This is a genomic window from Brevundimonas sp. AJA228-03, from assembly GCF_017795885.1.
Classification (GTDB): Bacteria; Pseudomonadota; Alphaproteobacteria; order Caulobacterales; family Caulobacteraceae; genus Brevundimonas.
On sequence record NZ_CP059297.1, the window covers coordinates 2,633,248 to 2,647,080 of the forward strand.

17 protein-coding genes are annotated in these 13,833 nt (G+C 68.0%); 3 read left to right on the plus strand and 14 right to left on the minus strand.

The genetic code is table 11. From position 1 onward, the window contains the following. Positions 1-12: 12 nt before the first annotated feature. The 14 genes from HZ989_RS13220 to HZ989_RS13285 form a co-directional block, all read right to left on the minus strand. The gene (locus HZ989_RS13220) at positions 13-420 is read right to left on the minus strand and encodes a DUF3168 domain-containing protein (RefSeq protein WP_209321264.1); all 408 of its coding nucleotides are present in this window, start codon (positions 418-420) and stop codon (positions 13-15) included. Next, a complete protein-coding gene (locus tag HZ989_RS13225) occupies positions 417-728 on the minus strand; it encodes a head-tail adaptor protein (protein ID WP_209321265.1) in 312 nt (103 codons plus the stop codon). Before HZ989_RS13225 ends, HZ989_RS13220 begins: the two co-directional genes overlap by 4 nt. Then, a complete protein-coding gene (locus tag HZ989_RS13230; protein ID WP_209321266.1) occupies positions 725-991 on the minus strand; it encodes a head-tail connector protein in 267 nt (88 codons plus the stop codon). Before HZ989_RS13230 ends, HZ989_RS13225 begins: the two co-directional genes overlap by 4 nt. 129 nt (positions 992-1,120) lie before the next feature. After that, positions 1,121-2,380 (minus strand): phage major capsid protein, encoded by a 1,260-nt coding sequence (locus HZ989_RS13235; protein ID WP_209321267.1) that lies wholly within the window; start codon positions 2,378-2,380, stop codon positions 1,121-1,123. Positions 2,381-2,547: 167 nt separating this feature from the next. Continuing rightward, on the minus strand, positions 2,548-2,946 hold the full coding sequence (locus HZ989_RS13240; protein ID WP_245162374.1) for an HK97 family phage prohead protease: 399 nt from the start codon (positions 2,944-2,946) through the stop codon (positions 2,548-2,550). A 203-nt stretch (positions 2,947-3,149) separates the two neighbouring features. Then, entirely contained in the window at positions 3,150-3,377 is a 228-nt protein-coding gene (locus HZ989_RS13245) for a hypothetical protein (protein WP_209321268.1), read from the minus strand. A 180-nt stretch (positions 3,378-3,557) separates the two neighbouring features. Then, positions 3,558-4,727 (minus strand): phage portal protein, encoded by a 1,170-nt coding sequence (locus HZ989_RS13250; protein ID WP_209321269.1) that lies wholly within the window; start codon positions 4,725-4,727, stop codon positions 3,558-3,560. Between the two features lie 196 nt (positions 4,728-4,923). Next, on the minus strand, positions 4,924-6,165 hold the full coding sequence (locus HZ989_RS13255; protein ID WP_245162375.1) for a DNA-packaging protein: 1,242 nt from the start codon (positions 6,163-6,165) through the stop codon (positions 4,924-4,926). After that, positions 6,122-6,538 carry a hypothetical protein gene (locus HZ989_RS13260; protein WP_209321270.1) on the minus strand — a complete coding sequence of 139 codons (417 nt, stop codon included), beginning with the start codon at positions 6,536-6,538 and terminating at the stop codon, positions 6,122-6,124. Before HZ989_RS13260 ends, HZ989_RS13255 begins: the two co-directional genes overlap by 44 nt. Before the next feature lie 124 nt (positions 6,539-6,662). Continuing rightward, the gene (locus HZ989_RS13265; RefSeq protein WP_209321271.1) at positions 6,663-7,046 is read right to left on the minus strand and encodes a response regulator transcription factor; all 384 of its coding nucleotides are present in this window, start codon (positions 7,044-7,046) and stop codon (positions 6,663-6,665) included. Beyond that, complete coding sequence (locus tag HZ989_RS13270; RefSeq protein ID WP_209321272.1) at positions 7,043-9,409, minus strand: PAS domain S-box protein; 2,367 nt, start codon at positions 9,407-9,409, stop codon at positions 7,043-7,045. Before HZ989_RS13270 ends, HZ989_RS13265 begins: the two co-directional genes overlap by 4 nt. A 69-nt stretch (positions 9,410-9,478) precedes the next feature. Next, a complete protein-coding gene (locus tag HZ989_RS13275) occupies positions 9,479-9,895 on the minus strand; it encodes a YcgN family cysteine cluster protein (protein WP_209321273.1) in 417 nt (138 codons plus the stop codon). 56 nt (positions 9,896-9,951) lie between these two features. Next, positions 9,952-10,308, minus strand: coding sequence for a type II toxin-antitoxin system HicB family antitoxin (locus HZ989_RS13280; protein WP_209321274.1), 357 nt, complete (start codon positions 10,306-10,308; stop codon positions 9,952-9,954). Further along, on the minus strand, positions 10,305-10,559 hold the full coding sequence (locus HZ989_RS13285; protein WP_209321275.1) for a type II toxin-antitoxin system HicA family toxin: 255 nt from the start codon (positions 10,557-10,559) through the stop codon (positions 10,305-10,307). The genes HZ989_RS13280 and HZ989_RS13285 overlap by 4 nt, the downstream gene beginning before the upstream one ends. Before the next feature lie 166 nt (positions 10,560-10,725). On the opposite strand from HZ989_RS13285, the gene HZ989_RS13290 reads away from it, so the two are divergent. The 3 genes from HZ989_RS13290 to HZ989_RS13300 all read left to right on the plus strand — a co-directional run bounded on the left by HZ989_RS13290 (position 10,726) and on the right by HZ989_RS13300 (position 13,830). After that, the gene (locus HZ989_RS13290) at positions 10,726-12,576 is read left to right on the plus strand and encodes an ABC-F family ATP-binding cassette domain-containing protein (RefSeq protein ID WP_209321276.1); all 1,851 of its coding nucleotides are present in this window, start codon (positions 10,726-10,728) and stop codon (positions 12,574-12,576) included. Between the two features lie 668 nt (positions 12,577-13,244). Next, complete coding sequence (locus HZ989_RS13295) at positions 13,245-13,433, plus strand: type II toxin-antitoxin system HicA family toxin (protein WP_209321277.1); 189 nt, start codon at positions 13,245-13,247, stop codon at positions 13,431-13,433. A gap of 4 nt (positions 13,434-13,437) precedes the next feature. Continuing rightward, positions 13,438-13,830 (plus strand): type II toxin-antitoxin system HicB family antitoxin, encoded by a 393-nt coding sequence (locus HZ989_RS13300; protein ID WP_209321278.1) that lies wholly within the window; start codon positions 13,438-13,440, stop codon positions 13,828-13,830. Positions 13,831-13,833 lie beyond the last annotated feature (3 nt).

Sequence of the window (13,833 nt, forward strand, 5' to 3'; positions counted from 1 at the left end):
GGAGAGGGGTCGCTAAGTCTCTTCCGTCACCGCGCGCACCCGCACGACGCCCCAGACCCGCTTCTGGTCGAGCGACCGGAACACGTCGGCATAGGTCGCGCGGATCGACACGGTGCGGACCCCGTCCGCCTCCAGCGTCACGTCGTGCAGCGCCGCCCGTACGGCCGCCAGCACGGCCTTGGCCTCTTCCGTCCCTGCAAACCGCGAGGCACAGCGCAGGCTCAGCGTATGCTCCACCCCGCACCCGTCCGCCGCCACCGGCCGGCTTTCGGACCGCCCGATCGCCAGCCAGGGCCAGACCGCATCTCCCGGTGCCGCGTCCCAGACCCTGGCCGGATCTCCCAGCAAGGCCCGAACCGCGGTGTCCGCCCGCAGGTGCCCGATCAGCGCCTTCTGCAGCGCGCCCTCATGATCCCTCATCGGCTGCGCTCCAGGCCCAGGCGCATCCGCCCCGGCCGGTCCGGGTCCGCATCGACCGCCGCGATCGTCCAGTCCGCCCCGCCGAACCGGATGACCCGCCCCTCGGCCAGCCTCGGATCGGCCCGTGTCTCGCCCGTCGCCACCTCGATGGCCGAGGTCCCACCGGCCTCGGTCGCCTGCCGCCGCCGTCGCCCCTCCAGCCTCAGCCAGATCGATCCCAGAGGCTGATAAGAAATCGCCCGCCCGCCATAGGGCGTCTCCGCCTCCACCCGCTCCAGCAGGCTGGCCAGGACCCTGAAGCCGCTCACAGCCGCACCACGCGATAAGGCGCGATCCAGGCCTCCACCGGGCGGATCGACATCTCCTGTTCCCCCCGCTCATAGGCGCGCAGGGCCAGCATCAGGATCGCCAGCCTCAGCGGCGCCGCCGAGGTCGAGGTCAGGCCCAGGCCCACCTCCCCCTCGACCCTGGCCGTGGCCGCATCGATCAGCGTCTGGATCAGACTGTCCTCCGCCGCGTGCTCCACGCGCAGGAACAGCTTCGCCTCCGTGAGGGTCACGGGTGCGGTCATGGGAAATCTCCGATGTCAGAAAAGGGAGGCAGTAGGGCTTGGGCAGTAGGCAGTAGACCCCGCAGTCACGGCCTCCCTGTCGTCGCCCAAATCCTGCTGCCTACTGCCTACTGCCTACTGCCTCGACGACTACGTCGCGCTGAACTTCATCACCTTGATCGCATCGAAGTTCTGCACCCCGCCCCCGACCCGCTTGGTCGTGTAGAACAGCACATAGGGCTTGGCCGAATAGGGGTCCCTCAGCACCCGCACCCCGGCCCGATCGACGATCAGATACCCCCGCTGGAAGTCCCCGAACGCGATGGCGAAGCTGTTCGCCGCGATGTCCGGCATCGTCTCGATCTCGGTCACCGGATAGCCCAGCAGGCTGGCCGTCTCGCCCGGCCGCGTCGCCGGGGACCAGATGTAGTTGCCGTCGGCGTCCTTGAACTTGCGCACGGTCGAGACCGTCTTGCGGTTCATCACGAACCGCCCGTTCGGCCGGTACCGGGCCTTGGGCGCATAGATCAGGTCGATCAGCCTGTCGGCCGGGTTGGACGGCACAAACGCCCCGGCCGCCCCCGACGCCACATGGCCGATACTGCCCCAGGTCTGGCTCGCATCCACCACGATCGGATAGCCCAGGAAGCCCTTGGGCTTGTTCGTCCCGTCGCCGCTGACGAAGGCCTGGGTCTCCTGGGCGGCAAAGGCGTCCTCCACCTCGGCCGCCAGCCATTCGTCCAGATCGACCAGGGCGTCGTCCAGCAGGGCCTGGGTCGCCGCCGGATTGGCGTAAAGGTCAGCCGAGGGGAATTCGAGCAGCGCCAGCGTCGCCGGATCTGTCTCCGGCCGCGCCGCCGTCTCGGCCACCCAGCCACTGGCGATCCCCGCCGTCGATACCGGCTTTCGGAACACGCCCGAGGCCACCGTCCGCACGGTGGCGATCTCGCGCATCGGACTGGTCGCCATCAGCCGCCGCTCGATCGCCCGCTCCGTCTCGGCCGGCACGATGTAGCCGCCCGAGGTCGGTGCCGAGCTCAGCCCCGCCTTCACCTCCAGCCCCAGCTCCCGCCCTGTCCGCACATAGCCGTCGAACGCGGCCTTGGCTTCCAATCCTGCCCCGTCGGGCGAGGTGGCTCGACCGAAGGGAGAGACGGAGGGGACAAGTCCATCCCCCACCGCCGGCCGCCTGGCCTCCGACAGCGCCCGGTCCAGCCGCGCCTGCGCCTGCCCCACCGCCTGGTCGATCCGCGCCACCTTCTCTTCCAGCAGCGTATCGGCCGACGCCTTCCTCTCGATCTCGTCCAGCCGGGCATCGTTCGCCCCTTTGAACGCCTCGAACGCGGCCATCATCTCGTGCATGGCGCTGCGCGCCTCCGGCGAGCCGGAGGCGGTCTTGGTCTCTTTCATGGTGTCTCCTTGGTTGAGTGACATCTTTTCCCTCCCCCTCGGGGGAGGGTGGTCGAAGCGAAGCGGAGACCGGGTGGGAACGGCCGGCACCCCATCGTGCGGCCTTGCCGCCCCCACCCGCTCGCTTCGCGCGCTGTGCGCCCCCTCGGGGGAGGGAGAATTTATGATCACACCGTCCTGAACCGCGCCCCCGGCAGCATCGGGAACGTCACCAGCGACACCTCCCACAGCTCCACGCCCGAGAGCACCCGCAACCGCCCGTCCCGCCGCGCCCTCGCCGCCCGGAACCCGATCGACAGTCCGTCCAGCGCCCCCGCCCGGCTCAAGGCCTGGGCATAGCGCGCCTCCGCCGACCAGTCGGCGATCCGTCCCCGGACGAACAGCCCGCGCTCGTCCTCGACCATCTCGTCCCAGACGCCGACGACCGCCCGGCTCTCGTGCTGATGCAGCATCCGCACCCGCTGCGCACCCGTCCGCCTCAGGCTGTCGACGAACGCGCCCCGCGCCACCACATCCCCGTTCAGGTCCGCCACGCCCCACAGGGAGGCGTAGCCGTGGATGAGCAAGGCACCATCGCTCTCCCTCCCCCTCGGGGGCGCGGGCCGATCGTATACGATCGGCTCCGCACAGGTCGCGTAGCGACCGGGTGGGGGCGGCAAGGCAAGGCCACACAGGTCCAGATCAGGATGACCCTGCCCTCCCCACCCGGTCTTCGCTTCGCTCCGACCACCCTCCCCCGAGGGGGAGGGAGAAGCCTTCGCCCCACCCCTCACTCCCCGTCCTCCAGCCGCGTCTCGATCCGCATCAACGCCGCCCGCGTGGCGATCCCCTGCTCCTCCAGCCGCGCCAGCCGTTCGGCGACCAGCCTCTGCTCGTCCACCCGGTCCTCCAGCGTCGCGATCCGCGTCGCCGCACTCCCGGCCCAGACCAGCCCGCCGATCGTCTGCACCACCAGCGCTACCGCCAGCCCGGTCGCCAGTTTTCGAATGTCGTCCATGGTCTTCTCCCCCCTCTCCCGGAGGGAGAGGGCTTGAGGCCCGCAGAGCGGAGCGATGCGTCCTGGCCGAAAGGGTGAGGGGTCAGGGTGCGAGCCGGTAAGAGTAGATCCCCTCACCCTTTCGCGTCTCCAATCGCTGCGCTCCTGGACGCTCAAGCCCTCTCCCTCCGGGAGAGGGACTCAGTGGCCGACGCCCGCCATCCGTCGACGCTCCTCGTCCGTCAGGAAACCCGCCCCCGACAGCCGCGCCCACAGGGCGTCGCGCTCGGGCTGCAGGGCTGGCACCGCGTCCAGGTCCGGCTCGATCCGCACGCCATCAAAGCGCCCGCCCAGCCAACCGCCCAGCGCCCCGGCCGTCTTCCTCGCCAGCGGCACCACCGTGCCCCGCCAGAAGGCCGCATTGGCCTCGCGGTAGTTCGCATAGGTCGCATCGCCCGGGATCCCCAGCAGCTGGGGCGGCACGCCGAAGGCCAGGGCGATCTCACGCGCCGCCGCATGCTTGCCGGCGATGAAGTCCATGTCCGACGGGCTCATCGACATCGGCTTCCAGTCCAGCCCGCCCTCCAGCACCATCGGCCGACCGGCATTCCCCGCCCCCGCATGCGCCTCGCCCAGTTCGGCCTTCAGCAGTGTGAACTGCGCCTCGGTCAGCCGCTCCCCGTCCGCCCCCTTGAACACCAGCGCGCCGCTCGGCCGCGCCGCATTGTCCAGCAGAGCCTTGTTCCAGGCCCCCGAGGCATTGTGCACATCGATCGCAGCGGCCGCCGCCTCCAGCGGCGAAAATCCATAGTGGTCGTCGGTCGGGTTCCACAGCTTCAGCTGCATCACCGGCATCCAGCCATCGGTCTCGCGCCCGATCCGGACCGAGCGTCCGCCGACGGAATACTCATAGGCGTCGGGCCACCCCGCCCGCCCCGGCACCACCTGCACCCGGTCCGGCCTCAGCGACCACAGCTCAGCGGGCTGCCCGTCCCCGACCGCCTCGACATAGGCATTCCCCGCCGTCTGCAGCGCGCCATACAACCCCTCCAGCCATTCGGCCCCCGACTGCTCGGGATTGGGCTGTCGCAGCAGGGCCGCCACCGGATGGTCGTCGTCGCGCGCGCCGCCCGCGAACACCACCAGAGGCGTCGCCGCACAGGCCTCGGCGATCATCCGCACGCAGCGATAGGCCACCGCATTGCGCGCAAATCCCTCGCGCGCCAGATTGCCATAGTCGCGGGGAGTCCATCGTGGCCGACCCGCGCCGGTCACCGCGATCAGCGGTCCGGCCCGACTGGCCTTGGTTTCCTCCGGCGCGCCCGGCGCAGCCTTCCGCGCCCGACGCGACGGCCAGTTCAGGATCGCCATATGTTTTCCTCAGACAGGGTTCAGGCCGTGCCACCGGCCAGGATGGGTGCAGCGCCGCGTCCCGGCACTCACCCGGGTGATCGGACAGACCTGGTCGTGGCGGCGCGAGACCCGCGACCGTCCGAACACGGCCGAGGGATCGCGTGACGCAGGGACGTCGATCGGGACGGGCGTCGAAAGCCGGCTTGTGGCCAGATCAGATCAGGCGGATGCGCGGGCCTGCGGGCCGGTCCAGCATCAGCTGCGAGATCGCCCAGACCAGGGCGTCGGCCCGGTCCGGACTGTGTCCGGGCGCTTCGCTGCCCAGACCCATCAGTTCTTCTTCCAGGGCATTGAAGCGGCCGCAATGGACCACCCTGCCCTGCTCGTACAACGCCGCCACCGGCTCCGCCCGCGCCCGTTTTCCGCGCGAGGCATGCACCAGCCTGACCCGGGTCCGGCACCCCGCCTGTTCCAGAACGGTGCGCACCATGTCTCCGCCCTGGTTGGCCTCGGCCACGATCTGGTCGGCCCCCACCATCTCGGCCGTCTCCACCACGCGCCGGGCCCAGCCAAGGGGTGTCAGGCCCCGCACCGACCGGTCGGCCAGGACATAGGCGATCGCGCCATCGTCATTCCCGCGAGGGCAGGCACGACCGGCCGCCACGATCCCGCAGGCGTCGCCCGTGGTCGTGATCGGTGGATCGACCGCCACGATGATCTTCTCCAGCCGCTCCGGCCGCTCGCCTCGCGCCGCCGCGATATCCTCGGCCCTGAACAGCGCCCCTTCGCTCTCGACGACCAGCCCCTCCATCTCCTGGGCCTCCAGTCGTGTCCCGGCATACAGGTCGCGCAGATGCGCCAGATAGACGGGCGGCAGGTTCGCCGCGTTCGCATGTGTCGCGCCCCGCGTCGTCCGCGTGCCCGGCTCGGACAAAAGCCTCTTCAGCGCCGCGATCGGCCGGGGCGTCGTCGTCACCACCAGCTGCGGGGCCTCCCCCCGGCGCAGGCCAAATCGCAGGTTCGACAGCACCCGCTCCGGCTCTCGCCAGGCACAGAATTCGTCGGCCCATGCCCCGTGAAACTGCGGCCCTCTCAGGCTGTCGGGATCCTCGGCCGAGAACGCATAGGCCACCGCACCGCTGCGCGGCCACACCAGCCGCTTGCGGCCCGCCTCCCAGCGCGGCCGGTCCTCGCCCTCGCCCAGAGCCTTCAGCCCTGACGGTCCCTCGACCATCACCTCGCGCACATCGTGCAGCGCCGGCCCGACCAGGGCGAAGGTGAAGTCGGAGGTCTTCGCCTTTTCATGCAGCCAGTGGGCGCCGGCGAAGGTCTTTCCCGATCCCCGTCCCCCCAGCATGACCCAGGTTCGCCATCGCACGCCCGGAGCGATCTGATGGTCGACAAGGTCGGGATTATCCTTGAAGAGCCGCCTCCATTCCGCCTCGGTCTCGGGCATCCTCTGCGACGCGCTTGGCTTCAACAATCGCGCGATGTCGCTCCAGTCGGTCGAGCAGCTCGGCCTTGTAGCGTTCGACCGTTTCGGGATCGGGTCTGTCACCGTCGTTCATCTCATCCTCTGGACTTTCGGGCGCGCGGGCGGCGGCGGTCATGATCCGCCGGGCCGCCGCCTCGACGGCCGCCACCGCGCGGGCCAGGTTGATGAGGGCGCGGATCTTCCGGTTGATGGCGGCCGGATCGCCCCGGGGCGTCTCCAGCGCCTCGACCACCGTGAAGGCCCCGTCGATCATGTCGCGCAGGCCCTGCAGCCTGCCCTCGAGCCAGACGGCCTGAACCGCCGCCCTGCCCCTCGCATCGCCATTTCCCGCCATGCCCAAACTATAGCGGACCAGCGTCACAAGGCGGGTTGGACGGCCCGTTAAATCGATCGCTCTCTGATCGCAAACAGCTTTTCGGCGCTTTCGCGGACAACTTGAGGGCTGTCCACGGACACCATCAGACCAGGCGGGTGTTTTCCGGCTGGGGCAGGACCCGCCGCACCCGCTCGACAAGCGTGGCCGGCGTGAAGGGTTTGGCGATATAGCCGGAGCATCCCAGCGACAGGGCCTCGCGAACCGTTGCGGTCTGGCTGTCGGCCGTGACCATCAGGACGGGCGTCGCATCTGCGATCTTCTTCATGGCGGCCAGCACCTCCAGCCCGCTCATCTTCGGCATGTGGACGTCCAGCAGCACCAGCTCAAAGCGCGACCGCTTCAACAAGGCCAGGGCCGCCTCGCCGCTCGCCGCCACCAGGACCTGGAAACCCGCCTGGGTCAGGACCGCATGAATGACCTCGCGGATGTTGTCGTCGTCGTCGACGACCAGGATCGAGGGCTTCATGCTGCGGCCTCATAGGCGAAGGATTTGCGAACATCGAGGGCCTTCACCATGGCCTCGATCAGGGCCACGACCTCGATCGGCTTGCCGACGTGGCCGTCCATGCCGGCAGCATGGCACGCCTCGACCTGCTCGGGCAGGACGGCGGCGGTCAGCGCCAGGATCGGCGTCGCCGCCGCCTCGCTGCCCAGGGCACGAATCGTTCGACACGCATCCATTCCATCCATCACCGGCATATGCACATCCATCAGTATCAGATCGTAACCGCCCGTCGCGGCCGCCTGCACCGCCTCGGCCCCGTCACAGACCGTCGTCAGATTGATGCCCCAGGCGTCCATCAGAACACGGACCTGTTCCCGGTACGCCGGCGCATCGTCGGCCAACAGAACCCTCAAGCCATTCGGCAGGCCCTCCAGGACCTCGTCCGACATGGCATTCAGGGGTTCGACCGCGATCAGCGGCACCTCGAACCAGAAGGTCGATCCATGCCCCGGACGGCTCGTCGCCCCGATCTCGCCGCCCATCATGTCGACCAGCCGGCGGCAGATCGCCAGCCCCAGACCCGTCCCGCCATAGACCCGCCGCGTCGAGGCGTCGGCCTGGGTGAACCGTTCAAACAGGGCGTCGATCCTGTCGGGCGCGATGCCGATCCCGCTGTCGGTGACCGTCACCCGCAGCCGCTCGCCGACGATGCCGACATCCAGGCCGATCAGGCCCGAAGCCGTGAATTTCATCGCGTTCGACAGGAAGTTCAGCGTCACCTGACGCACCCGCCCTTCATCGCCGATGATTGCTTCGGGCAGGTCCCCCGACGTCGTGACCGCCAGCGTCAGTCCCTTGTCCTGGCACTGGGTCTCGACGATCGATGCCGCCGACCGCGCCATCGCCGCCGGATCGAAGGCCACGGGATCCAGCCCCACCGCGTCGGCCTCCAGCTTGGAATAGTCCAGAACGTCGTTGATGACGCCCAGCAGGGCCTCGCTGGTCGCGGCGATCCGGTCGGCATAGCGCCGCTCCGCCTCAGGCAGGGCCTCGCTGGCCTGAAGCAGGCCCGAGAATCCGATGACGCTGGTCAGGGGCGTCCGTAGTTCGTGGGACATATTGGCCAGGAATTCGGACTTGGACCTTGCCGCCGCCTCGGCCACGTCGCGGGCTGCCACCAGTTCGTCCTCCAGACGCTTGGTGGCCGTGATATCGCGCACCACGTCCTGGTACTCCACCGCCCTGCCCTGTGCGTCGCGGATCACCTTGGGATGCGCCTCCAGCCAGATCTCCGTTCCATCCTTGCGGATCGCGCGATACGGAATGCGCGGCGGCACGGCCTCCGGTCCCGAGCGGGCATAGTCCGCAAACGCCTTGCGGACCCGCCGCGCATCCGCCGGATGTATGAAATCCCAGGACGCCCGACCGACCAGGTCCTCGGCCCGATAGCCCATGATGCCCTCGACCGAAGGCGACAGGTAGCGGAACCGGCCGTCCATGCCATAGGTCCCGATCACATCGGTCGAATTGGCGGCAAGCAGGCGATAGAGCGCCTCGCTGGCCTCGACCTTCTGCTGGCTGCGGGCCAGGTCGGTAACGTCCTGGAACACACCGAACAAGGCCGTGACCGGCCCGTCTCCGTCGCGCTCGGGCCGACACGCGGCCTTCACGATCCGCTCCTCGCCGTCCTCCCGGATCAGTCGCACCTGGATCCCGCCGCCCTCGCCGGTCCGGATGGCCCGCGCGCAACAGTCTCTCACCAGGAGGCGATCATCGGGATGGTAGCATCCGACCGCATCGTCGAAGCTGGGATCGAATGTCGCCCGGGATTTGCCGTGAATCCGGTAGACCTGATCGGACCAGTCCACCTTGCCGGACGCGATGTCGTAGCGCCAACGCCCCAGGCCGGCCAGTTCCTCCGCCATTTCCATCATGGTCGTATGTTTGGCCTGGGCCCTCAGCAGGCGCACGTGATCGATCTCCTGGCCCGCCAGCCGCGCCAGCAACTTCAGGCTCTCCATCTGGCCCTCGGTCGGCGCGCTGCGCGGCAGGGTGTCCAGCACGCAGACGGCCCCGTCCTGTTTGCCATCCGCCGTCGTGATCACAGCGCCGGCATAGAACCGCACACCCTCTTCGGTGACCAGGCGATTGTCGACGAAGCGGCCGTCCAGGGTGGCGTCCTGGACCACCAGGGTCGTCCCGGCCTCCGAACCGATCATGTGCCGGCAAAAGGATTCTTCTGCCGTCGTCTCATCGGCCCGGTAACCCCGGTTGGATCGAAACCACTGGCGATCCTCGTCCAGCGCGGTGATCAGGGCGATCGGCGCGTCGAACATGGCCGCCGCCAGTTCGGTCAAACGGTCGAAAGCTGTACTGTTGGGCAACACCGGTCTCCACTTCGAGAAACAGGGTTAACCGGCGACACCAAACAAACGGTTACCGGGCAGCCCGTTTCACCCCCGCTCTTCCAGCCATTCAGCCGCTTCATACTCGACCGCGTCCTCCGGCCTGTTCAGCTCAAGCTCGCTGATCGTCTGTCCCCGGATCGACACGCCCGCCGTGTGCACGGTCTCGGGATCGCCGGAAATCAGGGGGTGCCAGTTCGCCAGCCCCCGCCCCTCATGCAACCTGCGATAGGCGCACGACAGCGGCATCCAGCCCAGGGCCTCGATGTTCCATGGCGTCAGCTTGATGCAGTCCGGCACATGGTCCTTGCGGTTCGCATAGTCGGTGCAGGCGCACAGCTGTCCATCGAACAGCTTGCAGTGCACCCGGGTCGGAAAGACCTCACCGGTATCCTCGTCCTCGAACCGGATCAGACAGCACAGCCCGCACCCGTCGCACAGGCTCTCCCACTCCGCAGCGGTCATCTGTTCCAGACGCTTGGTCTGCCAGAAGGGTCTGTCGGCCGGGACCGGCGGGGCGGTCAGACCGCCACCGCCTTGGCCATGTCCGCATCCGCCGCCCGCCTCAGCGCGTCCTCGGCCCAGGCGTTCAGACTCCGCCCCGACAGCTCTGCCGCCTTTGTGACGCGCGCATGAACTTCGGGATCGACCCGAAACATCACCTTGCCAGAGTAAGGTTTGTCCGGCGACTTCCCGATCCTGGCGCAGGTCTCGATGTAGTCATCGACCGCCTCCCGGAAGGCCGCCTTCAACTCGCGCGCCGTATCCGCATGAAAGCCGACGCCGTCCCGAATTCCGGCCAGTTTGCCGAAGAAAATCTCGTCGTCGGCATCGAATTCGACCGCCGCCGAATACCCTTTGTATGTCATGATGCTCATGGCTCTACTCCCAGCCTGATCAGAAAGGCCCGCGCCGCCCTGACCTGATACCGCTTGGCCTCCCTGGCGGGATGAGGCCTGTGAAAGAACTCGGCTTCGACACCACGCACAAACCGGACCCTTGAGCCCGCCCCCTCGACGATGTGGCACCCAACCGCGACCAGCAGATTTTCGATCGCAGCCCATTCGATCGTTCCGGACACCGGATCGGCGAATACCGCCGACAGCGTCTTCGTATGCTTGCTGTTCATGCAAGCAGAAATCTAGTTGCAAGCGGCGTGATTTGCAAGCGCAATCTGATATCGCGGCCAAGGTCTATGGCGCATTGGGCGGCGATCGCCTAGATGAACGCCGCTCCTTCCCAGGCTCCATTCCCGTCCCCCTCCCCCGCCACGCGGTGGAGGATGAAAGACACCCATGGCTCCCCGCTCCTCCCCCCGTCCGCCGCTCGTCGCCCTGAAGGATGTCCGTCTGCAGGACGGCACCCGTCCCCTGTTCGAGGGCGTCGATCTGGCCATCGAGCCGCGCACCCGGTCCTGTCTCGTGGGTCGCAACGGGGCCGGCAAGTCGACCCTGATGAAGATGGTCATGGGCCTGATCGAGCCCGACTCGGGCGACCGTTCGGTCCAGTCCGGCATCCGCTTCGCCTATGTCCCCCAGGAACCCGTCATCGCCGGCGACACCCTGCTGGATTACGCCACCTCCGGCGACGCCGAGCCCTGGATGGCCGCAAGCTGGCTCGAGACCTTCGGCATGAATCCGGAAAAGCCCGCCCGCGGCCTGTCCGGCGGCGAGATCCGCCGCGCGGCCCTGGCCAAGGCCTTCGCCGAGGCGCCCGACCTGCTGCTGCTCGACGAGCCGACCAACCACATGGACATCCTGGCCATCGAGCTGCTGGAAAACGAGATCATCCAGGCCAAATGCGCCGCCCTGATCGTCTCCCACGACCGGGCCTTCCTGAATCGCGTCACCCAGTCCTGCCACTGGCTGGAGCATCGCCGCGTCCGCACCCTGAACAAGGGCTTCAACGATTTCGACGAATGGGCCGCCAAGGTGCAGGAGGAGGAGGCCGAAAGCCTGCGCCGCCTCAACAAGCGCATCGAGGCCGAGACCTACACCTTCTACCGCTCCATCACCGCCCAGCGGACCCGCAACGAGGGCCGTGCCCGCGCGCTCGAGGCCATGCGCCAGGATCGCGCCCTCCGGGTGAAAGACATTCCGCGCGAGCTCCAGCTGGGCGTCGATTCCGGCGTCTCCTCCGGCAAGCTCGTCGCCGACCTGAAGGGGGTGTCCAAGGCCTTTGGCGACCGGACCGTCATCAAGCCTTTCACCACCCGGGTCATCCGGGGCGACCGGCTGGCCATCGTAGGACCCAACGGCGCGGGCAAGACCACCCTGGTCAAGATTCTGCTGGGCGACCTCGCGCCCGACACCGGCACGGTCAAGCTGGGGGCCAATCTGGAGCCGGTCTATCTCGACCAGTCGCGCGAGGGCCTGAAGTCCGACATGACCCTGTGGGACGCCCTGACCCCCGGCGGCGGCGACTCCATCCTGGTGCGCGGCGTCTCGAAACACGTCGCCGCCTACGCCAAGGACTTCCTGTTCCAGGAGGGTCAGCTGCGCCAGCCCATCTCCACCCTGTCGGGCGGCGAGCGCAACCGCCTCCTGCTGGCCCGCGCCCTGGCCAGACCCGCGAACATGCTGGTCCTCGACGAACCGACCAACGACCTCGACATGGACACGCTCGACAAGCTCGAGGAGCTGCTGGAGCAGTACGACGGCACCTTGATCCTGGTCAGCCACGACCGCGATTTCGTCGACCGTCTGGCGACCTCGACCATCGGCATGAACGGCCGCGGCGACATCGTCGAGACCCCCGGCGGCTGGACCGACTTCATCCGCCAGAACCCGGGGTTCCTGAAGAGTGGCGAGGGACGTGTGACGAGTGGCGAGAAAAGCGCCCACAGCCCGACACCACCTCCGGAGCCCGCCCCTTCACTCGCTACGCGTCACTCGCCACTCGCCACTTCCAGAAAACTCTCCTTCAAGGACCAGCACCGGCTGAAGGAGCTGGACGCTCTGATCCACACCCTGCCCGCCGACATCGCGGCCCACGAGGCGACCCTCGCCGACGTCAACTTCTACGCCCGCGATCCCTCCGGCTTCGCCAGCACCATGAAGGCCTTGGATGGTGCACGGGCGAAACTGGAAGCGGCCGAGGAAGAATGGCTGGAGCTGGAAGCGAAACGCGAGGCGATGGCCGGCTGACGGGATTCTGTGGATATCCCAGATCACTGATCCCAGAGCCGGAATCTTATCCGTCCACAGAGGTAAACAACCTTGTCCACCGGCCACCGACCCATGTTGCACAGCGGTAACGAAACGGCCGCTTGCCGGATCCCGGGATCGGCGCGAACCTGATTTTGCCGAGGGACACGGCGGCGCGGAAACCCGGGGAGACCGGGGTTTCAAGCGGGTCGGTCCGGCTCTCTGACCAAGGGTTCCAAGGCCACTTCGGTGGACGCGGAAAACCCGGGCAGGGTCCAGGCTCCCAGCCTTTGGCGCTTCGGTGCAGGGGGACGGAGAACCGGATCGGGATCGATGGACGGCGCGAGGGTCAAAAGCCCGGACGGAACGCCAGAGACCAGGGGCCGCCAGGATACAGCCGACCGTCGCCGGGTTCGCCCGCCGGCGCTGACGCCAGGGTCCGAAAACCTCAATGGCCAAGTCCCAACCCGGACTTGGTGGGGGGACGTGAATACCGGCTCGACCGGGTTCACGTCCCCTCGCTCAATTCCGGCACCGGCCTGCCGCTGCCTTCCCCCGGCCTCGCGGCTTGAGGCCGGCCATCCCGCCACACATCCAGGCCCATCGTCGCGGTCTGCGCTTCAGGCCGAATCTTGCGCCCGCCCCGCTTCGTGTGTATAAGTACGCACATGAACAGCCGCGATGTCATCAAGGCCTTGCACGCCGATGGATGGATCGAGGTTGCGCATAAGGGATCGCACAAGCAGTTCCGCCACCCGATCAAGCCCGGTCGCGTGACGGTGCCGCATCCCAAACGCGACTTTCCGATCGCCACCCTGCGCTCGATCGAGCGTCAGGCACAGATCGTCCTGAGGTAAAGCCATGGCCCAGTTCATCGCCCTGATCCACAAGGATGCCGACAGCGACTACGGCGTCCACTTCCCCGATCTGCCGGGCCTGGCCACCGCCGGGACGACGCTGGACGAGGCGCGCGCCTTTGCCGAAGAGGCTCTGGTCCTGCATCTCGAAGGTCTGGCCGAGGATGGCGAACCCATTCCCGAAGCCAGCAGCCTTGAGACCATCATGAATGATCCCGGGAACCGGGACGGGGTGGCCATCCTCGTTCGGGCCGAGACGCGGTCGCGCGCTGTCCGGGTCAACATCACACTGCCGGAAGATGCCCTTCGCGACATCGACACCTATGCCGAGGCCCATGGGTTCACCCGCTCGGGCTTTCTGGCCCAGGCGGCCAGAAAGCTGATGCAGTCGGCCTGACCC

Coding starts and splice junctions, on each gene's coding strand:
- HZ989_RS13250 (WP_209321269.1), bottom strand. CDS start 4,727: ATGGCGATCCTGAACTGGCCGTCGCGTCGGGCGCGGAAGGCTGCGCCG.
- HZ989_RS13230 (WP_209321266.1), bottom strand. CDS start 991: ATGACCGCACCCGTGACCCTCACGGAGGCGAAGCTGTTCCTGCGCGTG.
- HZ989_RS13290 (WP_209321276.1), top strand. CDS start 10,726: ATGGCTCCCCGCTCCTCCCCCCGTCCGCCGCTCGTCGCCCTGAAGGAT.
- HZ989_RS13275 (WP_209321273.1), bottom strand. CDS start 9,895: ATGACCGCTGCGGAGTGGGAGAGCCTGTGCGACGGGTGCGGGCTGTGC.
- HZ989_RS13220 (WP_209321264.1), bottom strand. CDS start 420: ATGAGGGATCATGAGGGCGCGCTGCAGAAGGCGCTGATCGGGCACCTG.
- HZ989_RS13265 (WP_209321271.1), bottom strand. CDS start 7,046: ATGAAGCCCTCGATCCTGGTCGTCGACGACGACGACAACATCCGCGAG.
- HZ989_RS13235 (WP_209321267.1), bottom strand. CDS start 2,380: ATGAAAGAGACCAAGACCGCCTCCGGCTCGCCGGAGGCGCGCAGCGCC.
- HZ989_RS13300 (WP_209321278.1), top strand. CDS start 13,438: ATGGCCCAGTTCATCGCCCTGATCCACAAGGATGCCGACAGCGACTAC.
- HZ989_RS13255 (WP_245162375.1), bottom strand. CDS start 6,165: ATGCCCGAGACCGAGGCGGAATGGAGGCGGCTCTTCAAGGATAATCCC.
- HZ989_RS13295 (WP_209321277.1), top strand. CDS start 13,245: ATGAACAGCCGCGATGTCATCAAGGCCTTGCACGCCGATGGATGGATC.
- HZ989_RS13285 (WP_209321275.1), bottom strand. CDS start 10,559: ATGAACAGCAAGCATACGAAGACGCTGTCGGCGGTATTCGCCGATCCG.
- HZ989_RS13280 (WP_209321274.1), bottom strand. CDS start 10,308: ATGAGCATCATGACATACAAAGGGTATTCGGCGGCGGTCGAATTCGAT.
- HZ989_RS13245 (WP_209321268.1), bottom strand. CDS start 3,377: ATGGACGACATTCGAAAACTGGCGACCGGGCTGGCGGTAGCGCTGGTG.
- HZ989_RS13260 (WP_209321270.1), bottom strand. CDS start 6,538: ATGGCGGGAAATGGCGATGCGAGGGGCAGGGCGGCGGTTCAGGCCGTC.